The sequence below is a fragment of the Kangiella geojedonensis genome (genome assembly GCF_000981765.1).
GTDB lineage: Bacteria > Pseudomonadota > Gammaproteobacteria > Enterobacterales > Kangiellaceae > Kangiella > Kangiella geojedonensis.
In genome coordinates this window covers 2,039,834-2,065,618 of the sequence record NZ_CP010975.1, presented here as the reverse complement: position 1 = coordinate 2,065,618, position 25,785 = coordinate 2,039,834, and the positions used below count along the sequence as shown (strand labels likewise).

Sequence of the window (25,785 nt, the reverse complement as noted above, 5' to 3'; positions counted from 1 at the left end):
ACAGATATGCACATTAAAAAGCTTTCCCCACTGTTAGCGAACCAGATTGCTGCTGGTGAAGTCGTCGAGCGACCTTCGTCGGTAGTGAAAGAACTGCTGGAAAATGCGGTTGATGCTGGTGCTACTCGAATTCAGCTGGATGTCGAGCGCGGGGGAACGCGACTGATTCGGATTACAGACGATGGTCATGGTATTGAGCGTGAAGAGCTTGGGTTAGCTCTGGCGCGACATGCCACCAGTAAAATCGAACGCACGGAAGATCTAAAGGCTATTCATACACTGGGGTTTCGCGGAGAGGCTTTAGCCAGTATTAGTTCCGTAGCTCGATTAACGTTAAGTTCTAAAGCAAGTACTGCAAGTGATAATTCCACCGGTTGGTCGGCCATCGCTCAGGGACAAGATATGGCGGTAGACATCCAGCCTCGACCAATGCCCGTAGGGACTATCGTTGAGGTCAGGGATTTATTTTTTAATACGCCAGCTCGACAAAAGTTTTTGCGCGCTGAACGTACTGAGTATGTTCATATCGAAGAAACCATGAAGCGAGTCGCCTTGGCTTCGCCGCAGGTAGCTTTCACTTTAAAACATAATGGCAAAGTCACAAAACGAATCCCTGCCGCACAGTCTGAGGAGCAACAAAAACAGCGTATTGGCTCGATTGTTAGCAATAACTTCCTAAGTCAGTCGTTGGTTTTAGACGCCAGTATTGACCACTTACGTTTATGGGGGTGGCTATCTCACCCAGATTTTCACCAAAATTCGAACATGAGCCAGTATGTATTCGTCAACGGTCGTGCTGTTCGAGACCGCACCCTGAACCATGCCATTCGGCAAGCCTATCAAGACTTGCTACCCACGGGGCGAGTTCCTGCATACGTTCTTTACCTTGAGTTGGATGCTGAGAAGGTGGATGTCAACGTTCATCCGACTAAGCATGAGGTCCGGTTTTCTGATGCGAGACAAGTTCATGATTTTATTTCTAGGGCTGTGTCAGACTGCTTGCTGTCCCAAGGTGAGGTATTGCACGCGGAAGATTTAAGGCGGGTGGAAGAAGTCCATAGAGCCTACATACCGCAAAACCACGAACTTAAGGATGAGTATTATCACCCGAGGTTGGAGGCTGGAGTTTCTGTCGAGCAGGAGCCAATGGTGCGCCCCGATGACAATAAGTCACGACAACTTACGGGAAAAGAGCGTCACTTTCAGTCCTATGCTCCAAAAGGGGCTGGTCAGGTCGGGAATTTTATTTTAGTCGCTGATCGTTTTCTAATACAGCCCAAAGATAAGGGACTTCAGGTACTTGATGTTCGAGGCTTTTGGTTGGATTACACCGCTCAGCTTTTGCATAAAGAGTGGCAGAGTTGTGATGTGAAACAACGGCCTTTGTTAATTCCTGAACGTTTAGGTATTCCAGCGGATACGCTTTCTGATGAAAGCATTTCAAATTGGGCAAAACTTGGGTTTGATTTAAACGTTACAGGGCCGCAGTCGGTAGCTTTAAGAAAAGTCCCAGCTTCAATACTTCATGTTGATATTAAGCAATTAACGCAAAATGTACTTTATGAGACGGCACAAGCAGATACTCATGAAACTGCGGTTGTGAGCTTAGAACAACTAAAGACTCGACTGATTAAAGCCCTTGATGATTACTGGCAGGTGGATACAAAGCAATCTTGGACAGATTTTCTGACGCCGCATAACTGGCAGCAGTCACCCTATTGCCAGTTTGTATTAGCAGAAGAGCTGGCTGGTTGGCTGGCATTGAAGCAAAAATCTGAGTCACAGGCGGGGTGATGGTGTGAGCTCAAACAGCGAGAGAAAACCAAAAGCGTTTTTTATTATGGGGCCAACCGCTTCGGGTAAAACGGAACTAGCTATTCGCCTTGTGCAGGAGCATCAATGTGACATTATCAGTGTTGACTCTGCCATGGTCTATAAGGGGATGGACATTGGTTCTGCGAAACCATCCGCGGAAGAACTGGCGCTAGCACCACACCGACTGATCGATATTTGTGATCCGGCCGAACCTTATTCTGCCGCGCAATTCAGAGACGATGCATTGCGTGAAATGCAGGATATTACCAACAAAGGGCGCACTCCATTGTTGGTCGGTGGCACAATGCTTTACTACAAAGCATTGTTAGAAGGCATGAATAACCTGCCTGATACCGACCCCATTATTCGTCAGCAGCTTCAGAAGCGCTTAGATGCCAAGGGGCTTTCAGTTTTACATCAAGAACTGGCCTCGATTGACCCCATTTCCGCGAAGCGCATTCATGAGAATGATCCGCAACGAACCTTGCGAGCACTTGAGGTTTATCATATTACCGGGAAACCCTTATCGAAACTGCACCAAGAACAAGAACAGGAAGAGTTTCCCTATGATGTCACGCAGATAGCGATCGCCCCTGAAGACCGTGCTTTTTTACATCAAAGAATTGAGACACGGTTCCGTTTAATGATGGAACAAGGATTTTTAGATGAGGTCAAACGGTTGCACCAAAGAGCAGAGCTTAATGCTGACTTACCGGCTATTCGTTCGGTAGGTTATCGCCAGATGTGGCAGCATTTAGAAGGTGAGATGAGTTTAGAGCACGCTATCGAGAGAGGAATTATTGCCACTCGTCAGCTGGCAAAGCGTCAATTTACATGGCTCAGGAGTTGGTCAAATTTACACTGGATTAACTCTCAGAAGGCGCCATCTGAGATTTATCAAGACGTGACGCAATTGTTAAAACTAGCCTAAAAGCTACCATATCCTATTGATATATCTCGATCTGCTTGACCAAATGATGTACACTTTTACTTGGAATTTGTTCCAAAACGATTTGTAGTAGTAATGAATAAAGAGCAGGTTAGTTTTACAACAGTTTCAATAAGAAAAGCTAATCTGAATAAACATAAATTAATAAAGAACAGGAGAGAGTAATGTCAAAAGGGCAATCACTACAAGACCCTTTCTTGAACGCACTTAGACGCGAGAAAGTACCCGTATCGATTTACTTGGTTAATGGCATTAAGCTACAGGGCCAAATCGAATCTTTTGACCAATTCGTCATTTTGTTAAAGAACACTGTGAGTCAGATGGTTTATAAGCATGCCATTTCAACGGTTGTGCCTATCCGCAATGTTCGTAGTCATTACCAAAATGAAAATGGTGGATCACGCGAAGACCAAGGCAGCCAAGGGGGCATGGGTAGCTCTGGTGGCATGGGTGGCCCAATGTCGAGCGGCTCAGGTGGCGGTGGTGGATACACAGGTGGCCCAATGGGCGGTCTGTAACATATTACCTAAACACCTATCTTACATATTCTGATACAACGACCTGCTGGTTTATTTCGGCGGGTCGTTTTACACTATCCTATCTTAAATTAACTACCGACTTTTGAGGTTGTTTATTGTTTGACCGTCATAGTGGCGGCGAATCCGCCATCTTGGTTCATATAGATTTCGATCAGGAATCCAATCAAGAAGATTTACAAGAATTCGTTGAACTCGTTCGCTCTGCGGGGCTAAAAGTGATGGATATCGTCACCGCCAAGCGCCATTCGCCCGATCCTAAGTTTTTTATTGGTAAGGGTAAAATTGAAGAAATTCAGAGTGTTAAAGAAGCGACCGAAGCTAATGTCATTATTTTTAACCACAACCTTTCGCCGACCCAAGAGCGTAATATTGAGAAAGTTGCGAAATGCCGTGTCATTGACCGTATTGGTTTGATTCTGGATATTTTCGCACAGCGCGCTTTTACTTTTGAGGGTAAATTACAAGTTGAGCTTGCCCAACTACGCCATTTGTCGACGCGTCTAGTAAGAGGTTGGACTCACCTAGAGCGTCAAAAAGGTGGTATTGGTATGCGCGGTCCGGGTGAAACTCAGTTAGAAACGGATAGACGACTGATACGCGATCGTATTAAGCATATTGAAAAGCGGCTCGATAAAGTAGGGCGCCAACGTGAGCAAGGGCGTCGCTCTAGAAAACGTGCAAATATTAAAACAGTTTCTATTGTGGGTTATACCAATGCGGGTAAATCGACATTATTTAATCTGTTAACGGAAGCTGATGTGCTCGCAGAAGATAAGTTGTTTGCAACGCTGGACCCTACGTTACGCCGCGTTTCTTTACCGCAGGGTAGTGATGTGATCTTAGCGGATACTGTGGGTTTTATTCGCCACTTGCCGCATGAGTTAGTGGCAGCTTTCCGCGCGACCTTAGAAGAGTCCGTTGAAGCTGACATTCTTTTGCACGTGATTGATGCTGCGAGCGAACGACGTGATGAGAACATTGAGCAGGTGTGGGAAGTTCTGTCCGATATTGGCGCAAATGAAATACGGACTTTAGAAGTCTATAACAAAATTGATATGATAGAGGGCGCTGAGCCGAGAATTGAGCGCGATGATGAAGGCATTCCCATTCGCGTATGGACTTCAGCCGTTAAAGAACAAGGCATCGAGCTGTTGCTCGAGGCTATTGAAGAGCTTGCAGAAGAGCAACAATTCAGTGCTCAATTACGATTACCGCCACAAGAAGGACGTTTACGGGGATTATTGTACGAGCTACAAGCAATAGAAGAAGAGGGTGTCGCCGACAATGGTGACATGCTACTGGATATCAGGCTTGAGCAAGCAGACTGGATTCGTTTAGGGAAACAGCTGGATAAAGATTTGAGCCAGTTTGTCCTTAGTTCATGATAGTATAGCTATCAGAGCGAGAAGTAACGATTTGCTGGGGCTGTTTAGCCCTTAATTTATTTATGGTTATTCAAATTTAACAGTAATTGGAGAAGTGTCTATGGCCTGGAATGAACCGGGTAATAACAATCAAGACCCATGGGGCAAAAAACGCCCAAATAACAATAATGATCTGGATGACATGATCAAAAAAGCCGGTGAAAAAATCGGCGGTATTTTTGGTGGTGGCAATGGCAAATCAGATGGCGGTGGCAGAAACTTTTTGGTCATTGGAATCGTGATCTTTGCTGTTTTCTATATTATTAAAGGTTTTTATACCGTTAAAGAAGCAGAAAGAGGCGTAATCCTGCATTTTGGAGAGTACTCAAGAACGGTAGAACCAGGCTTAGGTTGGCTTCCTTTTGGTGTACAAAAAATTAAGAAAGTTAATATTGATCAGATTCGTGAAGAACGAATCAGCGCTATTATGCTGACAAAAGACATCAATATCATTGAAGTTGATATCGGTATTCAGTATCAAGTCAATAAACCGAAAGACTACTTATTTAACTTAAAGAATCCTAAAACAGCGCTTATTCAAGCTTCTGAGAGTGCTTTAAGACAGGTTGTTGGTAACTCTGAAGTCGACCCGATTTTGACTGACGGTAAGGCAAAAATTCAGGCCGAGTTACAGGCTTTATTACCTGAGATTCTGGCGTCTTATAATAGTGGCTTGTTAGTGAGGACTATTACTTTAGAAAGTGCTAAGCCACCGAAAGAAGTGAATGATGCTTTTGAAGAGGTAAACAGAGCTTCTCAAGATGCTAAACGTTTAGAGCAAGAGGCTGATGCATATAGGAATAGAGAGCTCCCATTGGCTATTTCAAAGGCTGAGGAAATTAAGCAACTTGCTAATGGTTACTATTCACAAGTTTTGGGTAAAGCAAAGGGTGAGGTTGCACGCTTTGAGCAGTTATTACCTCAGTACGAAGCGGCTCCTGAAATTACTCGTACCCGCTTGTACATTGATATGATGGAACAAGTGTTAGCAAACACTTCGAAGGTCATCCTTGATGTGGAGGGTGGAAATAACATGATGTATATCCCTCTTGATAATATTATGAAAAGATCAAAAGGAGTAAACGATGCCAAATAAAAACTTCTTTGTAGCGATCATCGTTGTCATCGTAATGCTAATACTATCAGGCTCTATTTTCGTTATCGATGAAGGCGAAAGGGCTTTGAAGCTTCGATTTAGTAAAGTCGCGCGTGACGCTGATAATATGCCGACTGTTTATGAGCCAGGTATACACTTTAAATTTCCTTATATTGAAAGTGTGATTAAACTTGATGCCCGTACACAAACAATGGATGGTCAGCCGGATGTGTTTACAACTGAAAACAAAGAGTTTTTGGATGTAGACACTTATGCGCAATGGCGTATTAATGACTTCTCACAGTTTTATTTAAAAACGAATGGCGATTTTAAAGAAGCTGAAGGTCGTCTGGAGCGATTCATTGATAACGGCTTACGTAACCAATTTGGTCAGCGAACTTTAGAAGAAGCTATTTCGGAACAGCGTGATGATTTGATGGATGACATTAAAGGTTTCGTTAACCCGAGAGTTAAAGAGTACGGTATTGAGTTAGTTGATTTGCGAGTGAAAAAAGTTAACTACACTTCGAGAGTTTTGGCTGACGTTTACAATCAGATTATTTCTGAACGTAAGGCTAAAGCTATTGCAATACGAAGTGAAGGGCAACAAAAAGCAAACATTATTCGCTCAGAGACTGATGCAGATGTTAAGAAAACACTTGCGGAAGCGGATGAATATGCGCGTACTCGTCGCGGTGAAGCTGATGCAGAAGTAGCTGAAATGTATGCTAAAACCTATAATAAAAATCGTGACTTTTATGCTTTTTTGAGAAGCTTAGACGCTTACAAAGAGTCGTTTAAGAGTAAGGAAGATGTGTTAGTGATTAAGCCTGATAGCGAGTTCTTTAAGTACTTTAAAGACGCTGAAGGTAAAAACTAATATTGATAATAGTAAAAAGGCCAGCCTAGCTGGCCTTTTTTATGAGCTGGAGGCTTTATGTCAGAAGAATGGTTAATAGCGATGGGCTTAGTGCTGGTGCTAGAGGGCTTGATTCCAACGCTGGCTCCTAAAGCTTGGAAGAAAATGGTGAGTGACATGTCGAGTAGACCGGATGGCCAGTTGCGAATGATCGGTTTAGTCTTAATGTTGCTGGGTCTTGGTTGGGTGTTTTTCGTCAGCTAGCGATAGTTTGTGTTAAAGCAACCTGTAGATGTTATAACTAACTCGTTGAAAAACAGGGGCTATAACTGGATAGAGTTTTAGAGCGGTGAAAAATTGACCTTTTTATAAAAAAAAAGGGGGATTTTCGCTGACGATAACGGTAAAATGCGCGGTTTGGTGTCCATGTTTGGACAACGAACGATTCATCTACAAAAGTAGGGTAAGAGTTAAGTAATGGCACAAAGTGTTGTGGTTTTAGGCACCCAATGGGGTGATGAAGGTAAAGGTAAGATTGTTGATTTGTTGACCGAGCAAGCGGACGCAGTCGTTCGCTATCAAGGCGGTCATAATGCGGGTCATACATTGGTCATTCATGGAGAAAAAACCGTACTCCACTTAATTCCGTCAGGCATCTTGAATGATGACGTAATGTGCTATATCGGTAATGGTGTGGTGTTAGCGCCAGATGCTCTGAAAAAAGAAATGGATATGCTGAAAGAGCGTAGCGTTCCTGTTGAAGAGCGTTTGCGTGTGAGCCCTGCGTGCCCATTGATCCTTCCTTATCATGTCGCCTTAGATAATGCGCGAGAAGCTGCGCGCCATCCTGAAAAGAAGATTGGCACGACTGGCCGTGGTATCGGCCCAGCGTATGAGGACAAGGTTTCTCGTCGTGGCTTGCGTGTTGAAGACCTGTTTGATGAAGCGCGTTTGGAAGAAAAATTACGTGAAGTTATGGAGCTACATAACTTTGCTCTGACTCAATATTATAACGCTGAAGCGATTGATATTGACGCAACATTAGCGCTTTGCAAAGAATATGCAGCTTGGTTAAAGCCTATGGTTGCTGATGTTCCAGCGATCTTAGCTGATATGCGCCGCAAGGGCGATAAACTGATGTTTGAAGGTGCACAAGGCACTTTGTTGGACATTGACCACGGTACTTATCCTTATGTGACATCATCGAATACGACTGCAGGCGGTGTTGCCACCGGTGCAGGCGTAGGACCGCGTCATATTGATTACGTATTAGGTATCACCAAAGCTTACACCACGCGTGTCGGTGGTGGTCCATTCCCAACGGAATTGTTTGACGATACTGGTATGCGTTTGGCTGAGAAAGGTAATGAGTTTGGCGCGACAACTGGCAGACCTCGTCGTTGTGGTTGGCTCGATGCAGTAGCTTTAAAGCGTGCGGTGGACATTAACAGTGTATCTGGTCTTTGTATGACTAAGCTGGATGTTCTAGATGGACTTGATACCGTTAAGATTGCAGTGAAATACAACTGCTCGGTCAATGGTGAGCTTGATAGTACACCGTGCGGTGCTGAAGACTATGAACGCGTAGAACCTGTTTATATTGAAATGCCAGGTTGGAGCGAAACAACCTTCGGCGCCAAGTCGCTTGATGACTTACCACAAAACGCTTTAGACTTTATCGCTAAAGTAGAAGAATTGGTCGGTACTCCTGTCGATATTATTTCAACAGGTCCAGATCGCGTAGAAACTATTATTAAGCGACATCCTTTCGAAGCTTAATACCGCTGCGCTAGCAAGCACAGAAAAGCGACCCTTGGGTCGCTTTTTTTATGCCTGACAAGGATGTATATTGATGTGCACGCTTTATTGGTACGTAGTAACAAACAACAAGGATTAGGCTATATGCGACAACCAGATGCCGAAGCAATGGAAATTAAAACCTCACGGTTAGCGAACTTGGATATACTTCGTGGTGTTGTCATCCTCGCGATCTTAATTATTAATATCAATTACTTCTCCACCCCTAGCTTGCTTCGATATAACCCACTGGCGTTCGGAGAGTTTTCAAGTCTTGATCAGTGGGCTTGGTTCCTCGAGTACAGTTTAGTCAAACAAAGGTTTATGACTCTGTTAGCCATGCTATATGGCGTCGGCATTATGCTGTTCTCTGCCAAGTATGAAAAGTTAGGGGCGAGCCCAGCTAAGCCTTTTGTTTACCGATCCTTATTGCTCCTATTATTTGGCTTAGCTCATGCCTATTTGATTTGGGATGGGGATATCCTTGTCGCTTATGCGATTTGTGGTTTACTTGTTTTTTGGCTACGAGCTACCCCAGCGTCTGTATTAGTGGGCCTGGGACTATTACTTGCTTTTGGTTCGGTTGCTCCAGATATGTGGAATGCCATCCAGAACATGACTAACCCACCGGCTACTCCAGATTGGTGGTCGCCTGAGGCTACTACAACGCAACAGCAAGCGTTACAAAAATATCAAGGCTCTTGGTGGGCACTGACACCAGACAGAGTTGCGGCAGCGTGGCAAAGACAGTCATTAGATTTTGTCTATTTCACTGTGTGGCGTTGCTGCGGCCTGATGATGCTTGGTATGGGCTTATGGAAACTTGGTGTATTGACCTCTAAAGCAGCGCTTAAGCAGTGTGCTATTTGGGGGCTTCTTATAGGGTTAGTCATATCGTTGGGCGCTACTTGGGCGTTTGTTAACTCGGGCTTTAGTTACGATGCGTTTATGGGAGTCAATAGTTTAGGGTTTTACTTAGGGAGTATCATCCTAGCTTTCGGCTATCTTGGACTGATCATGTTATGGGGGAGAACCAGTTTCCTCGCTTCGGTACAGAGTATCTTAGCCAAAGCAGGGCGTATGGCTTTTTCACTGTACATTATGCAAAGCCTGATCTGTGCAATGCTCTTCTATGGCTATGGCTTTGATTGGTTCGGAAAAGTCAGTCGTAGCGAGTTATGGCTTGTGACTCTAGCAATCTGGGCATTTCAGCTTATGTTTGTGGCAGTATGGTTTAAATACTTTAAGCGTGGTCCTTTAGAATCGATTTGGCGAAAAGGCTATGAATGGGCTACAAACCATTAATTAACCTCATGAAGAAGAAATCTATGTTTAAAGACAACAGCAACGAAAAACACAAAGATAATAATCATGATACGGAACCGAGCTTAAAGCCTGGGATTTATCAACACTTCAAAGGTGAAAAATACCAAGTTTTGAATTTAGCAAGACATTCAGAAACTCGCGAATGGCTGGTGGTATATAAAGCTCTGTACGGTGATTACGGTATATGGGCTCGACCGTTAGAAATGTTCGGTGAAACAATCACTAGAGATGGTCAAAGCATTAAACGCTTTCAGTATATAGCTGAGAGTTAACCCTGTAGACTATAGTTAAAAGTTAAGAGTTCATGTCTAACGATAAAAAAATACTATTAAAGTCATAATAATTAAGCAATATAACTATCAATAATTTATTGCTAGAGTAGGTCATATAGTAAACAGCTGTGGAAGTACCACAGTAAAATTGTTTATAGCAGAAGAGGACCTACCATGAGCGAAAAAGATAAACCCAATAATTCAGGATGCCCGTTTTTAACTCAAAGCAACGGTGCACCCGTTGCCGATAATCAAAACTCTATGACCGTGGGACCTCGCGGTCCCTTACTACTTCAGGATGCGTGGTTCTTAGAAAAAATGGCGCACTTTGACCGCGAAGTCATTCCTGAGCGCCGTATGCATGCAAAAGGCTCTGGTGCTTACGGAACCTTTACTGTCACTCACGATATTACCAAATACACTAAAGCCAAAGTTTTCTCAGAGGTGGGTAAGAAAACCGATGTTTTTGTACGATTTTCTACGGTTGCTGGTGAGCGTGGAGCGGCTGATGCTGAGCGCGATATTCGTGGTTTTGCTGTTAAATTCTATACGGAGCAGGGTAACTGGGACTTAGTGGGAAATAATACTCCAGTATTTTTCTTGCGTGATCCTTTGAAATTTCCGGATCTAAATCACGCCGTCAAGCGCGACCCGAGAACCAACATGCGCTCGGCAAACACCAACTGGGACTTCTGGACTTTACTACCAGAAGCGTTACACCAGGTGACCGTTGTGATGAGTGATCGAGGCTTACCCAAAACCTATCGCCACATGAATGGTTATGGAAGCCACACTTTTAGCTTTATCAGCGACGATAATAAGCGTTACTGGGTTAAGTTCCACCTAAAAACACAGCAAGGCATTGAAAATCTAACCGACCAAGAAGCAGAGGAAATCGTTGGTAAGGACCGTGAGTCTCATCAGAAGGATTTAATGGATGCGATTGATAACGGTGATTACCCACAATGGAAAATGCAGGTTCAGATCATGCCTGAAGAAGATGCAGAAAAATACCATATCCATCCTTTCGATTTAACCAAAGTGTGGCCGCATGATGATTACCCCGTCATGGACGTAGGTATTTTAGAGTTAAACCGTAATCCAGATAACTATTTTGCTGAAGTGGAACAAGCCGCGTTTAATCCAGCGCACGTAGTTCCTGGTATTGGTTTCTCACCAGACAGAATGTTACAGGGCCGTCTGTTTTCATACGGTGATGCCGCGCGTTATCGCTTAGGTGTGAACCACTCACAAATTCCCGTGAACCAACCTAAGTGTCCAGTACATAGTTATCACAGAGATGGTGCTATGCGTGTTGACGGTAACTTTGGGTCGACCAAAGGCTATAACCCTAACAGCTATGGCTTATGGGAAGAGCAGCCAGACTTTGCAGAGCCACCGTTAAAAATTAGCGGTGATGCTAAAAACTGGGACTTCCGTGAAGATGACGACGATTACTACAGTCAGCCAGGTGACTTGTTCCGACTCATGTCGAAAGAGCAACAGCAGGTATTATTCGACAATACAGCTAGAGCGATCGACGGAGCAGAAGAGCATATTAAAATCCGCCACGCTCGCAACTGCTACAAAGCCGATCCTGCTTATGGTGAAGGTGTCGCAAAAGCCATGGGTATTGATGTGGAAGAGATTAAGTCTTAGTCAGAAGAAGGGTTAGGCTTGTCCTAACCCTTTTACAATACTATTGGAAATTACAACGATATACTTTTCCTATAACAGTAGTGTTTGTTGTTCCAAGTGAACCCCAAGCATTGGTGTTTTTATGGTCTTGTATGTAGACTAAATTTCCCCCTAAGTCGAAAGCTTTATTTCTAAGATCATTCCTTGCTCCAACAACTAGATTTTCATTTGAAGTGAAGTCACCGGTTGCCCAATTTCCTTGTGAGCCAGCGATCTCACCCAAATAAGTACACTTGGTTTTACTGGGGACTTCGTTGACAAGCTCTATATTCTCGGCGCCAGGCTTTGTTTGTATTGCAGAACATGCAGCTAGAGAAATACCCCAAAATATTATTAGAACTAGTTTTTTCATAACAATCATCCTCATTGTTGGTTTTTATTAATCTGCGCGACTCATAAATTTCTTTTCTTCGACGTTGATTTTGACTTTCTCGCCAGTCGAAATATATTCAGGAACCTGGATAGTTAAGCCTGTGGAAAATTCAGCGGGTTTGGTTCGAGCGGTAGCCGAAGCACCTTTAATAGAAGGATCGGTCTGCTCAATAACCATTTCAACGGACTGTGGTAGCTCTAGACCAACGACTTTCTCATCCGCAATCACGACTTTTAAGTCTTGAATATCGTCAGTAATAAACAGTAACTCGTCTTCGATGTCTTCGCGATTAAAGGTGTATTGGCTGTAGTCTTCGCTGTCCATGAAAATAACGGTGTCGCCTTCTTCATACGAGTAGGTTGCTGCACGCTTTGTCAGGTCAACTAACGTCAGCTGATCGTCGCCTTTAAAGGTCTGCTCAACTTTAGAGCCAGCCTGCACATCGGTAAAACGCATTTTGTATAAAGTCGCCGCACCACGAGCACTAGGACTGCTGACCTCGATATTTTTTACGACTAATAGTTTACCGTTATGCTCAACGGCCATGTTTCTTTTTACATCACTAGCTTTTGCCATTGGAATGGTCTCTGTGTTTTGAGTTGAGTTTATTGTAATGGCTTGGTGATGTCTTGGAAAGTGGAAGTATATTGGTTGTTACTTTTCTTGCGTAGCCAAGAAAAGTAACCAAAAGAAGGCTACCCCCGTCGTCAGATCCTACGGATTGCCCTTGCCAGTAAAAATCATAACGAGCCGTCAAACGAAACGTCCTGTTTCGTTTTGACTAAATTAGGCTTCCCTGCCTAATTTGCTCTATGATTTTATAATGGCTTCGGCTGACTCAAAGGGGGGTAAAGAGCCAAAGCCTATAGCGACTTCTTAAAGAATTCCGCCAAATCTTGCTTTAATTTAATCAAGTCGTGCTCACGGATATACATCATATGACCTGACTCGTAATACGACATGTGGACATTGTCTTGCAACTCTTCTGGTAAACCCATGTGTGAGAAGGTGTACTCTGTAGCGAAAAACGGCGTTGCGAAGTCGTAGTACCCATTACCGACATAGACTTGCATATCAGGATTGCGCAACATGGCGCTGGTCAGCTTGTCGCTGATGTCGTTGCTTTGACGGTTAAAGTCTTTGTAGTTCCAGCTTTTCACACCGCCACCAAGAATATAATAGGGCAAATCTGACTTATAGTTGAGTTCTTGTGACAAGTAGGTCATCAAGGTTTCGGTGTAAGTGCCGTGGATAGCCATATAGCTTGGATCGCGATAACCTGGTTTATTCATGGCATCGAGTTCAGGCGTGGTAAAGCGGCTGTCTAAACGACCAAGGGTTTCACCTTCCTTGCGTTTGACGTTGTGAAGGAAGTCATTCAACGTTATGCGCAAATTCTTTTCCAACACCAAATCCACCGATAGACCTGTAAAATTAGCGACACGCTCAGCTATCGCGAGCTTACGGCGAGGCTCAAGATTATCGCCTTGTAATAACGCTAGTGCGTAATCATTCAGGGCAAACTCTTTTGCTTGCGCTATCGACGCTTCTAAATCATTACTCAGAGGTGCTTTAAGTTTATCGTGATACCAAGCTGCTGCGGTATAGCTGGGCAGCATAGTTACAGGCGCTAAGATACCGTTGCGGTCACTAAAGTCGTCTAAACGGAAATCCAGAACGCTTGAGATCAGCATGATGCCATTAAAATAAACGCCATGGTTTTGTCCCATGTTATAGGCGATACCGGCTGAGCGAGTGGTGCCATAACTTTCGCCTGCTAGGAACTTAGGTGAGCTCCAACGCTCGTTACGGGTCATGTAAAGGCGAATAAACTCAGAAATGGTTTCGATATCTTCCCAAACCCCATGGAAGTCTTCATTCTTGCCTTTATCGTGAGCGCGGCTGTAACCGGTACCGACAGGATCGATAAAGACGATATCAGTTAAGTCGAGAATCGAATATTCGTTATCAATAAAGTTGAACGGTGGCTTTAGCGGAAAACCTTCTTTGTCCATGACCACACGCTTAGGCCCCAGCGCACCCATGTGTAACCAGACTGATGCTGAGCCTGGGCCACCGTTATAAGCGAACGTGATAGGACGGTTCTTTGGGTTGGCACCTTTTTTGGTATAAGCGGTAAAGAAGATTGAACCAATGACCTCGTTTTTATCGTTATAAACAAAGGAGTTGCCGGTAGTGGCTTTATATTTTATGGACTGGCCACCAACTTCGGTTGAGTGTTCGGTAACCACGGTTTTTTCTTCTGGATATGGGTTTGGCGCTGAATCTTTTTTCTCATCAGCGAATGCTGCGTGGCTTAAGCTCAAGCTAACGGCTAGTAATGCTGAGTATGCAAGTTGTTTCATGGTGTCTCCCCAAAAACATACGACGTAACAAAGTAAGCTTAGAGACTACCAAGTTCAGCAGCTATGGCAAAGTTAGAAGGGTTGTTTATCTCACCAATAAATCGTAACAAGATGTGAAAAAGCCGCTTTAAAAGCGGCTTAAGTAATAGGAATCAAAGGCTTAGTGTAACTGGTAGATGGAAACACTGCCGCTAACCTCATTGGCGACTGCCAGTAGTGCTTTACCCGTAGGGCTGTCTTCCGCTGCGATGAAAGCAAGTCCTTCGGGTGCTAAATCGCCGACTTGTTGATAAGCGCCTTTGAGTGTCACGGGGTTGCTATCATCGTCAATCTCAAAGTCTTTACTGAAATCGCGGTTGTTGACGTAAGTTTCGAATGTCGGACTCGTTGGGTTCGAAATATCATAAACCATAATACCCCCGTGACGTTCTAGGCCGATAAAGGCATAGGTTTTACCATTGATAATACCCGTGGTAATGGCTTCTGGCTCAGCACCTTTATCATCTGAGCGGCTATCGCCTTTGTTTTCATTTTCATTACTGTTGAAGTTCTCACCGTAGCGTTCAATCAATAGCTGTTCAAAATCATCACCACTATCGTAGACCTGCTGGACATCTTCGTCCCAAATACTGAATGAGCGAGCACCGTAACTATAAAGCTTTTCATACAGACCATCACCGTCATCGTCGCCCAACTCACTGGTAACTTTTAAACGGCCGATACCATTTTTATGGTAATAAGAGTCAATAGCAGATGGCGATTTAATGGGTAGTTTCTTGGCTCGATATTCTTCCGTGTAGCTAATGCAGCCATCTTCGCCGTCGTATTGATGACCGGCGGCATTGCAGTCTGCTTCGCTAGCATCATAAATATATTCTCGAGCATCCCCCTCATTAGCACTTAAAATATAAGTTTTACCGTTCACGTCATAAGAAACGATTGCATCAGGCTGGTAGATCCCATAAACATTTTCATAAGTCGCGGCGTTGACGCCATCTTTGTTACTGACGTCGATTTTGTACTGTCCCCAGTCTTTAAAACCTAAGCCATAAACATTAAGTATTGAGTCAGTGGTTAAATCGATAATGGCAATGGCATTATTTTCTTGTAGGGTGACGTAGGCTCTAGAGTCATCCCCGGCAACCGTGATGTACTCTGGTTCAAGATCCTGCGCCACACTTGTTCCTTGAGGGCTGGCGAACTTAACACCCGTTGATGCGAGTTGCTCTCTGACTTCATTAAACTGCTTGAAGTTCAAGTGCTTGGCTGAACCTGCAATTTCTGGCTGTATATTAATAATGCTTACACTACCTTCTGGATCATGACGGTAGTCTTTACTCGGTTCACCTTCATTGGCCACGATGACTTTGTGTCCGCCGTGAGTGAAGGTAATCATATCGGGGAGCGCACCAACGGTAACAGCTTTGATAAACTCCGGCTTAGATCTACTTAAGCGGTAGAATAGAACGGCTCCGAGCTGTTGTTTATCCTTGTTAGCGGTAGCCACTGCCATAAGGTTATTATGAATACTCAAGGAGCTTGGACTGCCAAGGGGTAAGTCAGGTTGCTCAGTTGTTGTAACGGATTTTGGTAATGTTAGGCGTTCGCTTGTGAGATTAGTTCCGCTAAAGGGAAGCGATAAAGGCTGCGTTGGAATGTTTGAAATATCAATAATATCAATAGCGTTAACCGCACCATTGACGACGTATAATTTTTGATGGGGTGCGTCATACGCTACGATTTCAGCAGCACCTTCACCATAGTGACCTGACACATGGCGAGCCACCAGCTCCATCTTGAGAGTTGAGTTCTGAGCTTGCGAGGGTTGGTGACTCGTGGTTTTACAGCCACTAAAGACAAACGAGCCACTCAGCAGTAATAGGGGTAAGGCAATGCGAGTAATTATCATAAGAGTAGTTTAATTATCAATGGATTATAGTGATTATCCTCAGTCAATGTGACAGTGTTATGACATGACGCGTTATACTCTTTAAGAATATACAACATAAAAAAAGGTTTACACTTAAAAAATTTCGTTGTACATTTGCTGGGCACCGTTAGAGAGGTGCGCGATATTTACATTGATGATTACAACTCAGTAACCAAAACTAAGTTTCCAAGCGAATGATAACAGTAAATCGTTTTAACACAGTACAACTACGACGTCGCAGCCGAATCAAGCCGGCTGGGAGTAGCATCGTGTTGTCTAAGTAATCTTCAAACAACAGAATTTAAAACCCAGCCATCGGCTGGGTTTTTTTATGCACGTCTAAAATTTCCCTCCCGATGGCATGACTAGCAGGAATTGCCATGAAACACTTTTTAACCACCGAGCATTGGTCGCAAAATGATTTGCAGCAGATGATCGACTTTGCCAAAGAACTGAAAGAAGAGAAGTTTCAGCCTTTGCTCAAAAATAAATCCGTTGCGCTATTATTCTTCAATCCATCATTACGAACTCGCACAAGTTTCGAGCTGGGTGTTCACCAACTGGGTGGCCAGGCCATCGTGCTTCAGCCAGGAAAAGATGCTTGGCCCATTGAGTTTGAGCTTGGCTCCATTATGGATGGTGAAGCGGAAGAGCACATTCAAGAAGTGGCTCAAGTACTTTCCGCGTACTGTGACATTATTGCCGTCAGAGCCTTTCCAAAATTCCAGAACTGGCAGGACGATCGTCAGGACAAGTTGATTAAAAGCTTGGCTCAGTTCTCAACGGTTCCGGTGATTAATATGGAAACCATTACCCACCCGTGTCAAGAATTGGCGCACATCATGGCGCTGCAAGAAAACCTTGGCGATTTGAAAGGAAAGAAATATGTGCTGACTTGGACCTATCACCCTAAACCATTGAATACGGCGGTGGCTAACTCCTCTCTCATGATTGCGAGCAAATTTGGCATGGATGTCACTTTATTATGCCCCAATGAGGATTATTTGCTGGATCAGCATTACATGGATCTTGGTCAAACCTACAGCTCACAACATGGTAATCAACTAACGGTTTCGCATGATATCGATAGTGCCTATGAGGGAGCTGATGTGGTGTATGCCAAGAGCTGGGGCGCGTTACCTTATTTTGGACAATGGGAAAAAGAAAAGCCTATGCGTGATCAATACAAGCACTTCATGGTTGATGAAGCAAAAATGGCGAAGACTAACAATGCCTTGTTCAGTCACTGCTTGCCCATGAGAAGAAACGTCAAAGCGACTGATGGTGTTGTCGACTCTAAAAACTGTATTGCGATTCAAGAAGCGGAAAATCGTCTGCATGTACAGAAATCCATGATGAATACGTTAATTAATCATTCTTAAGGTGAATACTGTGAGTAAAGAAAAAGTAGTTTTAGCATTTTCAGGCGGCTTGGATACCAGCTTTTGTGTGCCGTATTTAATTGATCAAGGCTTCGAAGTTCATACGTTATTTGTCAACACTGGTGGTGTTAGCACAAAAACCATTGAGGAGATTGAGCAAACCGCTATTAATTTGGGGGCTGAAAAGCATTGGACTGTCGACGGGCAGCAAGAGCTGTGGGATACCATTGTGAAACCGCTCATATGGGGTAGTGCTTTGTATCAAGATCAATATCCAGTGTTGTGTGCTGATCGTTATTTAATTGCTAAAGAAGCCGTTCAACTGTGTAAAAGATTAGGAACTGGTTTCGTCGCGCACGGCTGCACAGGTATGGGCAATGATCAGGTCCGTTTCGACCTATCGATTAAGGCATTAAGTAACTTAACAGTTTTATCACCGATTCGTGATATTCAAAAAAATGTCACAGACGTTAGGCAGTATGAGATCGATTACTTAAGTCAAAAAGGACATCAAGTTTCCGCGGTACACAAAAGTTATAGTGTTAATGAAAACTTATTGGGCGTGACCATTTCAGGTGGTGCGATCGATAAGTGGCAAGCACCAGAAAGCAATACATACATTTTAACGAAAAACCCAGAAGATATTAGTCATGATACCAGTTACATCACGCTTGATTTTGTAGCGGGAGCTTTGACAAAGCTCAATGGTAATGAAGTAAGTGGCGTAGAAGCCATGCAACAGTTAAACCAAACATTGGGAAACTATGGTGTTGGTCGGGGGATTTATACAGGGGATACGATTATTGGCTTGAAGGGTCGGATTGTATTCGAAGCACCTGCTCTATTTGGGTTACTCGCAGCTCATAAGGCGCTGGAAGAAGTCGTGTTGACACAGCAGCAAAACCATTTCAAACCAAACCTCGCTAAAAAATGGATCGATTTAGTCTACCAAGGGTTTTACTTCGATCCGCTAACTACCAATATTCAGCAGTTTTTACAGTCCTCGCAACAAAACGTCACTGGCACGGTGGAGTTGAAAATATCAGCTGGACACATTGAAGCGGTGGCAGTTAATAGCCCACATATGATCATTAACAAAGATGTTGAATATGCCCAGAAGGCTAACTGGGGTATCGAAGAAGCAACTGGCTTTATTAAATTATTTGGTCAAAGCACTGCCACTTGGTCGAGCGTGCAGCAAGTTAACGGTGGTTCCTGATGTCATTATTGAATATTTTTCTCAAGACAAAAAAAGCTCCCACAATGGAGCTGGTTAAAAAGCACTTGAGGGCTCTGGTTAGCTTTGACACGACCAATCCGCCAAGAAAAATTATGGAGTCAGGTATTGTTCATTACTTGGAAAATAATGTGCCTGGCGCGGATATTGAAATCATCGACTATGGCAATGGTTCAATTAATATTTTGGTTACTAAAGGACAACCAGAATACTTGTTTAACTATCATATCGATACGGTTCCTGTAACAGAAGGGTGGGATACTGACCCTTTTGATTTGGTTGAGAAAGATAGCAAGCTATTTGGTTTAGGTGCTTGCGACATAAAAGGTGCTGCTGCTTGTATGTTAGCGTGCATTGAGTCAGGCATTGACGATTATGCTGTATTATTTTCGTCGGACGAGGAGCATGGGAATAGTGTGTGTGTTCAGTCCTTCCTGAAGGAAAGTCATCCTTATAAAGGCGTTATCGTCGCAGAGCCTACACAAGCGAAAGCGGTGCTGGCTCATCGTGGAATCATTACGGCAAACATGACCTTTGAAGCGGAAAGTGGGCACAGTTCAGAGCCAAGAGCTTTAGATGATAACAGTAACCACCAAGCAGCACAGTGGATGGTGAAAGCAGTGAACTGGGCCGAGCAACAACTTGAGACAAGCTATGAAGGTTTGAAGGGTGTTTGTTTTAACATTGGGAAAATCGAAGGAGGCATAAAGCCCAATATTATTGCTCCGAAGACCGAGCTAAAGTTTGGTCTCAGACCATTACCGGGAAAAAACGTAAAGGCAACACTTGATGACCTAATCGAAAGCTCAGGGAGTAAAAGTGATGCTGTCAAAATCGGTTTCAAAGCACCGTCCTTACCGGCAAAGGGTGAGCACAACAAAAACAAGCTTTTGGCAGAATCCTTAGAGTTTCCCATCGGCTCTCCAGTAAATTTTTGGACCGAAGCGGCACTGTTCTCAGAGGCAGGATATCCAGCTATTGTTTTTGGCCCAGGGGCAATTGAGCAAGCTCATACTGCTAATGAATGGGTATTAATTAGTGATTTAGAAAAAGTGCTTCAGCAGTATTGGAGGATGTTTAACCATGGATAACTCGGCCAAATTAAGCTTTATGGAGAGTGATTCGTTGAGCAGTAGCTCAGTAAAGGAGACCGTTTATAAATTATTAACAGTCATGGATAGCGAGTCACAGGTCAGAAAGTACTTAAAACGCTTTTCGTCGGAGCAAGGCATTAAGTTCGCAGTGATAAAAGTAGGAGGAAAAATTTTAAAGGAGGAAATGTCCAATTTAGTGAACTCATTAAGTTTTTTGAAACAGGTGGGGCTAACGCCAATCATCGTTCATGGGGCCGGCCCCCAGTTAACTGAGAAGTTAACCAACAAAAACATTGATGTCGACTTTATTAATGGACAAAGAGTCACCAGCCCGGAAGTTCTCAAGGCAGCGCGGGAGGTATTTATAGATGAAAACCACAACCTTACGTCACACTTAAAAGAGGCTGGGGTGGACGCTACTTCGTTTTATTCAGGGGTATTCGAATGTGATTTAAACCATCTGGATACCCTAGGCTTGGTTGGAACGATTACCTCTGTAGAAGCTGAGCAATTGTTGAAAGCAGTACGTAAAGGAAGGGTTCCAGTGGTAAGTCCTTTGGGTGAAACCTCACAGGGGCAAATTGTTAACGTTAATGCTGATGCCGCGACATTTAGTCTTGCAAAGGCTATTCAGCCGTACAAAATTATTTTCTTGACTGAAACCGGCGGTGTATTGGATCAGGACGGTAAGGTAATTCCTAATATTAGTATTGTAAATAACTATAAATACCTGATTGAACAGCCATGGGTTCACTCTGGGATGAAATTAAAACTAGAAAAAATAAAAGATATTTTAGAAGCCATGCCAACGGCAACTTCAGTTTCTATTACCAAGCCTGAACTTCTGGCTAAAGAATTATTTACGGACAAGGGATCAGGGACTTTAGTTAACATGGGAGAGAAGGCGTTATCGTCAAAGTCATGGAGTGATATTGATCAAAACCGTCTAAAAGATTTGATTGAGTCATCTTTCAACAAGAAGCTTGATGCGAATTACTTTAACGATATGAGTTTATACAAAGTATATGTTACTGAGTGCTATCGAGCAGCTGTAGTGTTATTGAATGCAGGAAATACTCCATATCTGGATAAATTTGTCGTGAGCCATGATGCAAAAGGAGAGGGCGTTGGGCGAGCTTTGTGGGAAAAAGTCACTTGGAAACATAAGAATTTTTTTTGGAGGGCGAGTCTTAATAACCCTGTGAATAAATTCTATGCCAGTGTTTCTGATGGCTACATAAGGCGTGGAGACTGGAAGGTCTACTGGGTAGGCATTACGGACTTTAACGAGATACAGCAGTGTGTTGAGTATGCGGCTTCAAAAGGTAGAACCGTTAAACAAGAGGTATCAACATCATGACAATCAAAACGGTCTTAGTGGGAGCAAGAGGGTATGTTGGCTCCGAACTGATAAGTATTATTTCCCAACATTCTTCAATAGAACTTATTGCCGCTAGCTCAAGAGAACTGGAAGGGAAACCTGTGCAACAGTACGCCAAGAGTGAACTCAGCTATGGCAATCTAACACCAGACGATGTAGTAGAACTTTCACCAAACCTCGTTATTCTAGCGCTACCCAATGGTTTGGCTTCTAGCTTTGTAACGGCGTTAGATCAAAAGGGTGCGAGTACTACGGTTATTGACTTAAGTGCCGATTATCGCTTCGACAGAGACTGGTCTTATAGTTTGCCCGAGGTCTATCAGCCGAAAATCATGACTCGAATCAGTAACCCTGGATGCTATGCCACGGCGATGCAACTGAGCATCGCGCCAGTAAAACATTTGGTGCAAGGTCGAGTGAGTTGCTTTGGTGTCTCTGGCTATAGCGGAGCAGGAACCAGTCCTTCGGATAAGAACAATACTGAGTTGTTAGCTGAAAATGTGATGCCCTACAGCTTAGCCAATCACTTACATGAAAAAGAAGTGTCCAACCACCTTAATACGGACATAAAGTTTTCACCTCATGTTGCTGAGTTTTTTAGGGGGATAAGTTTAACCTCACACATTCCACTTATAGAGCCTATTAGTAAAGGTGATATCGAAAAACTCTATCGAGATTTTTATCGCAATGCTGAGTTGGTGCAGGTGCAGAGTGAACCGCCTCAAATAACCCAAGTTACAAAGACTTATGAGGCCATCGTGGGAGGCTGGGCTGTATCGGATGATGGAACTCACTTAGCCGTTAACTGCTCGCTTGACAATTTACTCAAGGGGGCGGCATCTCAGGCCATCCAAAATATCAATATTGCTTTTGGGCTTCCGCAGCTTGAAGGTTTGACCTAAGAGGTACATTTTATGACGCAACCACTTTGGAGTAAAAGCGGCAGCGCTAAACAGTCTGAGTTACTCGACAAAATAACAAACTTCATGTCTGGGGAAGATATCATTCTCGATCGGCAATTATTTATTTATGACGTCCAAGCCAGCCAAGCCCATGCAGAGGGATTGGCCAGGATAAACGTTATTCAATCTTCGGAGCTTAAACAAATTACCAACGTTTTACAGGAGCTATCAGAGCAGTTTATAAGCGGTGAACTTGAACTGGATAAGCGCTTTGAAGATTGTCACTCGGCAATAGAGTGGTTTTTGACCGAAAAGCTTGGCGAAACCGGAAAGAAAATTCATACCGGAAGAAGTCGTAACGATCAAGTTTCGGTAGCAACAAGGCTCTATTGCCGAGATGCACTTAGCCAATTAAAGCATCAGTGTCTGGTTGTTGCTGACACCTGTTTAACCTTAGCGAAGCAACATGAGTTTGATGTGCTTCCTGGTTATACGCACCTGCAAAGAGCGGTGCCCTCAAGTTGGGGAATGTGGTTTGCTGCATTTGCTGAAGCATTTTGTGACAACGCATCGGCGGCCAATGATACTTACCATTTAGTGAATAGTAATCCTTTAGGAACGGCAGCCGGTTATGGCGTTAACCTTGAGCTTGATCGGGAGTATACCACCCAAGCGCTCGGCTTTAATCGAAAGCAGATTAACCCGATGTACGTACAAAATAGTCGAGGGAAAGTAGAGCTTCAGGTGCTTGGAAGTTTTAAAAATGCATTGCTAGATATTCGTCGCATGGCTTGGGATTTAAGTCTCTTTTCAACGTCTGAGTATGGATTTATTCAGGTAGGCGATGACTTTAGTACAGGATCTTCGATCATGCCTAATAAGCATAACCCTGATGCTGTAGAGCTTATGCGTGCGGCTTATTCGACACTGGTTGGGGCTTATAATGAACTCGAATCACTGTTATCTCTGCCTAGTGGCTACCAGCGTGATTTACAAAATACCAAAGGGGCTTTGCTGAAAGGTGTGTCTGCGTCTATTCAATGTTTGGAGTTAGTGCCAGACTTACTAAAGTCGTTGACCATTAATGTCGATAAATGTGAGCAAGCAGTTGATGCGAGTATGTTTGCCACCGATAAAGCGGTTGAGTTGGTTATTGAGGACGATATGCCGTTCAGAGATGCTTATCGTCATATCAAAAATAATTATCAAGAACTGGAAAGCCGTCAAGCCAAAGACTCGATAAAAAATAGAGTGTCGCCGGGAGCTTGTGGGAATTTGATGTTGCATGAAATTTCAGAGCGTCTGGAAAGCCTAGTTTAACACTCTGGTTGGTTAAACACGCCACAAAAAAAGTCATGGTGATAATCTCACCATGACTTTTTTGTATTGATTATAAAGGGTTATTTGCTTTTTGCGGCTTCAATAATTTTTGTGGTTGATACACCATCAACAAAATCCAAAATAATAACCTCGCCACCGTTGGCCAAAACACTTTCCGAGCCTGCAATTTGCTCGACTTTGTAATCGCCACCTTTGACCAAAATGTCTGGATTTAAAGCTTCGATCAGTCTTTGTGGCGTATCCTCGGTAAACTCGACCACCCAGTCGACACTGGATAGCTCTGCTAAAACGGCCATACGCTGTGGGCTTGGGTTGATGGGGCGACTGTCACCTTTTAGTCGTTTTACCGAATCGTCACTGTTAACGGCAACAATGAGCCTGTCACCGAGTTTGGCCGCTTGTTTGAGGTAGGTGACGTGCCCTGAGTGCAAGATGTCAAAGCAGCCATTGGTCATGACAATCTTTTCCCCCGAAGCCTTTGCTTGCTTGATAAGCTCCTCTAACTCCAGTTCGCTGGTAATGCCTTGCTGAAGTGGTTGTTGCTGCAACATGGCGTAGCTTAACTCTTGAGTCGTTACCGTAGCAGTCCCCAGTTTTCCAACGACGACCCCCGCGGCTAAGTTCGCGATCTGTACGGCTTCTTTCATTGATGTGCCCGCTGCCATAGAGCCGGCTAAGGTGGCGACAACAGTATCCCCTGCGCCTGTTACGTCGAAAACTTCACGAGCTTGGGTTGGCTGTAAGTAAGGTTCTTGATTGGCACTAAATAGCGCCATACCTTTTTCACTGCGAGTAACAAGCAAACTATCAATATTAAGTTCTTGTCGAGTTTTCTTGCCCAGCTGCAAAAAAGCTTCTTCTGATTCAGGCTTGCCAGCGATAGCTTCAAATTCTGACTGGTTAGGAGTAATTAATGTTGCTTGGCGATATTTGGTAAAGTCAGAGCCTTTGGGATCCACGATAACTGGCTTGTTAGCAATCAGCGCAGCTTGAATAATTGGCTGAGGATCAGCAAGAGTGCCTTTGCCGTAATCGGAAAGTACGATCACGTCATGCTGCTGGATTAACTGAGTTAAACGTTCGATATCTAATCCGTTGGTCAGCGAAAAGTCTTTTTCAAAATCAGCCCGCAGTAATTGCTGGCTGCGGCTCATTAATCTTAACTTAGTAATCGTCTGTTGGTTAGCACGTTTTTCAAAATCACAAGTTACCTGTTGATGGTGAAGTATCTCTTCTAGACTTTGAGCCGCTTCATCATCACCGGTAATACCACACAAGGTAACGTCACAGCCTAACACAGCGATATTAAGCGCAACATTTCCTGCGCCACCAGCGCGATCTTCAGTATTGTTGACGTTAACGACTGGAACTGGGGCTTCTGGAGAGATTCGTCCAGTATCGCCATACCAGTAGCGATCCAGCATGATATCGCCAATAACTAATACGCTTGAATTGTTAAATTTTGGAAGACTTAGGTTCAAAACGTGTCTCAAAAGCCAATGTTAAGGGTATATTAATCATATCGCGTTAATCTATTCGATGTAAGAGTTCATATAAGAGTTGAGAGATATTTTGTTAAATATCAAATAGTTTAAGGTAGACTATTAAGCAATAGATACAGATCGGAGGTTCACAATGAAGAATTTTATGGTGTTAATAACTATCAGCGTGATGGCATTATTACTAGCGGCTTGTGCCGGCGCTAGAAAAGGCTACAGTGCAGAACAATGCCGTCAAACCATTGATACAGCATATGAAGAGTTGAGTTTCGCGAAAAGTGAAGGTTTTGCAGGAACGGTGAATTACACCAAAGCGGCCAGTTTATTAACGGCGGCTAAAACTAACCAGACCTTTGAAAGTTACGATGCCTGTGTTGAAAATGCAGAAAAAGCCCGCTATTACATTAAAGAGTCAAAGAAGGGTGAGTAGCGCTTATAGTTGTAACATGATGAAAAAGCGGCCAAATGGTCGCTTTTTTCTTAATTCGGCAGTTAAAATGGAATT

The 25,785-nt window shown here is 43.7% G+C and carries 22 protein-coding genes and 1 pseudogene; 18 read left to right on the top strand and 5 right to left on the bottom strand.

Going from position 1 to position 25,785, the window contains the following annotated elements; genetic code table 11:
* Nucleotides 1-6: 6 nt before the first annotated feature.
* From mutL to TQ33_RS09300, 11 genes and pseudogenes are all read left to right on the top strand, one after another.
* Nucleotides 7-1,794 carry a DNA mismatch repair endonuclease MutL gene (gene mutL, locus TQ33_RS09350; RefSeq protein ID WP_046561815.1) on the top strand — a complete coding sequence of 596 codons (1,788 nt, stop codon included), beginning with the start codon at nt 7-9 and terminating at the stop codon, nt 1,792-1,794.
* A 4-nt stretch (nt 1,795-1,798) separates the two neighbouring features.
* A complete protein-coding gene (gene miaA / locus TQ33_RS09345; protein ID WP_228640131.1) occupies nt 1,799-2,746 on the top strand; it encodes a tRNA (adenosine(37)-N6)-dimethylallyltransferase MiaA in 948 nt (315 codons plus the stop codon).
* A 182-nt stretch (nt 2,747-2,928) separates the two neighbouring features.
* A pseudogene (gene hfq / locus TQ33_RS09340) lies at nt 2,929-3,276 on the top strand (RNA chaperone Hfq); the annotation flags it as partial.
* A gap of 122 nt (nt 3,277-3,398) precedes the next feature.
* A complete protein-coding gene (hflX, locus tag TQ33_RS09335) occupies nt 3,399-4,688 on the top strand; it encodes a ribosome rescue GTPase HflX (protein ID WP_046561812.1) in 1,290 nt (429 codons plus the stop codon).
* Nucleotides 4,689-4,788: 100 nt separating this feature from the next.
* A complete protein-coding gene (gene hflK / locus TQ33_RS09330) occupies nt 4,789-5,823 on the top strand; it encodes an FtsH protease activity modulator HflK (protein ID WP_046561811.1) in 1,035 nt (344 codons plus the stop codon).
* Nucleotides 5,813-6,703, top strand: coding sequence for a protease modulator HflC (gene hflC / locus TQ33_RS09325; RefSeq protein ID WP_046561810.1), 891 nt, complete (start codon nt 5,813-5,815; stop codon nt 6,701-6,703). The genes hflK and hflC overlap by 11 nt, the downstream gene beginning before the upstream one ends.
* Nucleotides 6,704-6,760: 57 nt before the next feature.
* Complete coding sequence (locus TQ33_RS09320; protein ID WP_046561809.1) at nt 6,761-6,946, top strand: DUF2065 domain-containing protein; 186 nt, start codon at nt 6,761-6,763, stop codon at nt 6,944-6,946.
* A gap of 213 nt (nt 6,947-7,159) precedes the next feature.
* Entirely contained in the window at nt 7,160-8,461 is a 1,302-nt protein-coding gene (locus TQ33_RS09315) for an adenylosuccinate synthase (protein WP_046561808.1), read from the top strand.
* A gap of 123 nt (nt 8,462-8,584) precedes the next feature.
* The gene (locus tag TQ33_RS09310) at nt 8,585-9,784 is read left to right on the top strand and encodes a DUF418 domain-containing protein (RefSeq protein WP_169745470.1); all 1,200 of its coding nucleotides are present in this window, start codon (nt 8,585-8,587) and stop codon (nt 9,782-9,784) included.
* A gap of 23 nt (nt 9,785-9,807) precedes the next feature.
* On the top strand, nt 9,808-10,077 hold the full coding sequence (locus TQ33_RS09305) for a DUF1653 domain-containing protein (RefSeq protein WP_046562433.1): 270 nt from the start codon (nt 9,808-9,810) through the stop codon (nt 10,075-10,077).
* 174 nt (nt 10,078-10,251) lie between these two features.
* Nucleotides 10,252-11,736, top strand: coding sequence for a catalase (locus TQ33_RS09300; RefSeq protein WP_046561806.1), 1,485 nt, complete (start codon nt 10,252-10,254; stop codon nt 11,734-11,736).
* 40 nt (nt 11,737-11,776) lie between these two features.
* Here the strand turns inward: TQ33_RS09300 and TQ33_RS09295 are convergent, their stop codons facing one another.
* The 4 genes from TQ33_RS09295 to TQ33_RS09280 form a co-directional block, all read right to left on the bottom strand.
* Nucleotides 11,777-12,127 carry a DUF4156 domain-containing protein gene (locus tag TQ33_RS09295; protein WP_046562432.1) on the bottom strand — a complete coding sequence of 117 codons (351 nt, stop codon included), beginning with the start codon at nt 12,125-12,127 and terminating at the stop codon, nt 11,777-11,779.
* A 27-nt stretch (nt 12,128-12,154) separates the two neighbouring features.
* Entirely contained in the window at nt 12,155-12,724 is a 570-nt protein-coding gene (gene efpL, locus TQ33_RS09290) for an elongation factor P-like protein EfpL (protein ID WP_046561805.1), read from the bottom strand.
* Between the two features lie 287 nt (nt 12,725-13,011).
* A complete protein-coding gene (locus TQ33_RS09285; protein ID WP_046561804.1) occupies nt 13,012-14,514 on the bottom strand; it encodes a S10 family peptidase in 1,503 nt (500 codons plus the stop codon).
* A gap of 160 nt (nt 14,515-14,674) precedes the next feature.
* A complete protein-coding gene (locus tag TQ33_RS09280; protein WP_071841113.1) occupies nt 14,675-16,423 on the bottom strand; it encodes a choice-of-anchor I family protein in 1,749 nt (582 codons plus the stop codon).
* 401 nt (nt 16,424-16,824) lie between these two features.
* On the opposite strand from TQ33_RS09280, the gene TQ33_RS09275 reads away from it, so the two are divergent.
* The 6 genes from TQ33_RS09275 to argH are packed head-to-tail and all read left to right on the top strand — an operon-like array spanning nt 16,825 to nt 23,760.
* Nucleotides 16,825-17,826: an N-acetylornithine carbamoyltransferase gene (locus TQ33_RS09275; protein WP_218915763.1), complete on the top strand. Its 1,002-nt coding sequence runs from the start codon at nt 16,825-16,827 to the stop codon at nt 17,824-17,826.
* A gap of 10 nt (nt 17,827-17,836) precedes the next feature.
* Nucleotides 17,837-19,045 (top strand): argininosuccinate synthase, encoded by a 1,209-nt coding sequence (locus TQ33_RS09270; RefSeq protein WP_046561802.1) that lies wholly within the window; start codon nt 17,837-17,839, stop codon nt 19,043-19,045.
* Nucleotides 19,045-20,154 carry an acetylornithine deacetylase gene (locus TQ33_RS09265; RefSeq protein ID WP_228640128.1) on the top strand — a complete coding sequence of 370 codons (1,110 nt, stop codon included), beginning with the start codon at nt 19,045-19,047 and terminating at the stop codon, nt 20,152-20,154. Before TQ33_RS09270 ends, TQ33_RS09265 begins: the two co-directional genes overlap by 1 nt.
* A complete protein-coding gene (locus TQ33_RS09260; RefSeq protein ID WP_228640123.1) occupies nt 20,147-21,517 on the top strand; it encodes an acetylglutamate kinase in 1,371 nt (456 codons plus the stop codon). Before TQ33_RS09265 ends, TQ33_RS09260 begins: the two co-directional genes overlap by 8 nt.
* Nucleotides 21,514-22,440: an N-acetyl-gamma-glutamyl-phosphate reductase gene (gene argC, locus TQ33_RS09255; RefSeq protein WP_046561801.1), complete on the top strand. Its 927-nt coding sequence runs from the start codon at nt 21,514-21,516 to the stop codon at nt 22,438-22,440. Before TQ33_RS09260 ends, argC begins: the two co-directional genes overlap by 4 nt.
* A gap of 12 nt (nt 22,441-22,452) precedes the next feature.
* The gene (argH, locus tag TQ33_RS09250) at nt 22,453-23,760 is read left to right on the top strand and encodes an argininosuccinate lyase (RefSeq protein WP_046561800.1); all 1,308 of its coding nucleotides are present in this window, start codon (nt 22,453-22,455) and stop codon (nt 23,758-23,760) included.
* Nucleotides 23,761-23,840: 80 nt separating this feature from the next.
* On the opposite strand, the gene hldE is transcribed toward argH, so the two are convergent.
* On the bottom strand, nt 23,841-25,262 hold the full coding sequence (gene hldE / locus TQ33_RS09245; protein ID WP_071841112.1) for a bifunctional D-glycero-beta-D-manno-heptose-7-phosphate kinase/D-glycero-beta-D-manno-heptose 1-phosphate adenylyltransferase HldE: 1,422 nt from the start codon (nt 25,260-25,262) through the stop codon (nt 23,841-23,843).
* Nucleotides 25,263-25,416: 154 nt separating this feature from the next.
* Here hldE and TQ33_RS09240 point away from each other — a divergent pair, with 154 nt between their 5' ends.
* Nucleotides 25,417-25,710 carry a hypothetical protein gene (locus TQ33_RS09240; protein WP_046561798.1) on the top strand — a complete coding sequence of 98 codons (294 nt, stop codon included), beginning with the start codon at nt 25,417-25,419 and terminating at the stop codon, nt 25,708-25,710.
* Nucleotides 25,711-25,785 lie beyond the last annotated feature (75 nt).

Excerpts from the sequence above, each read along its gene's own strand:
- mutL (WP_046561815.1), top strand. The coding sequence starts at position 7 with ATGCACATTAAAAAGCTTTCCCCACTGTTAGCGAACCAGATTGCTGCT.
- hflK (WP_046561811.1), top strand. The coding sequence starts at position 4,789 with ATGGCCTGGAATGAACCGGGTAATAACAATCAAGACCCATGGGGCAAA.
- hflC (WP_046561810.1), top strand. The coding sequence starts at position 5,813 with ATGCCAAATAAAAACTTCTTTGTAGCGATCATCGTTGTCATCGTAATG.
- TQ33_RS09320 (WP_046561809.1), top strand. The coding sequence starts at position 6,761 with ATGTCAGAAGAATGGTTAATAGCGATGGGCTTAGTGCTGGTGCTAGAG.
- TQ33_RS09315 (WP_046561808.1), top strand. The coding sequence starts at position 7,160 with ATGGCACAAAGTGTTGTGGTTTTAGGCACCCAATGGGGTGATGAAGGT.
- TQ33_RS09310 (WP_169745470.1), top strand. The coding sequence starts at position 8,585 with ATGCGACAACCAGATGCCGAAGCAATGGAAATTAAAACCTCACGGTTA.
- TQ33_RS09305 (WP_046562433.1), top strand. The coding sequence starts at position 9,808 with ATGTTTAAAGACAACAGCAACGAAAAACACAAAGATAATAATCATGAT.
- TQ33_RS09300 (WP_046561806.1), top strand. The coding sequence starts at position 10,252 with ATGAGCGAAAAAGATAAACCCAATAATTCAGGATGCCCGTTTTTAACT.
- TQ33_RS09295 (WP_046562432.1), bottom strand. The coding sequence starts at position 12,127 with ATGAAAAAACTAGTTCTAATAATATTTTGGGGTATTTCTCTAGCTGCA.
- efpL (WP_046561805.1), bottom strand. The coding sequence starts at position 12,724 with ATGGCAAAAGCTAGTGATGTAAAAAGAAACATGGCCGTTGAGCATAAC.
- TQ33_RS09285 (WP_046561804.1), bottom strand. The coding sequence starts at position 14,514 with ATGAAACAACTTGCATACTCAGCATTACTAGCCGTTAGCTTGAGCTTA.
- TQ33_RS09280 (WP_071841113.1), bottom strand. The coding sequence starts at position 16,423 with ATGATAATTACTCGCATTGCCTTACCCCTATTACTGCTGAGTGGCTCG.
- TQ33_RS09275 (WP_218915763.1), top strand. The coding sequence starts at position 16,825 with ATGAAACACTTTTTAACCACCGAGCATTGGTCGCAAAATGATTTGCAG.
- TQ33_RS09265 (WP_228640128.1), top strand. The coding sequence starts at position 19,045 with ATGTCATTATTGAATATTTTTCTCAAGACAAAAAAAGCTCCCACAATG.
- TQ33_RS09260 (WP_228640123.1), top strand. The coding sequence starts at position 20,147 with ATGGATAACTCGGCCAAATTAAGCTTTATGGAGAGTGATTCGTTGAGC.
- argC (WP_046561801.1), top strand. The coding sequence starts at position 21,514 with ATGACAATCAAAACGGTCTTAGTGGGAGCAAGAGGGTATGTTGGCTCC.
- argH (WP_046561800.1), top strand. The coding sequence starts at position 22,453 with ATGACGCAACCACTTTGGAGTAAAAGCGGCAGCGCTAAACAGTCTGAG.
- TQ33_RS09240 (WP_046561798.1), top strand. The coding sequence starts at position 25,417 with ATGAAGAATTTTATGGTGTTAATAACTATCAGCGTGATGGCATTATTA.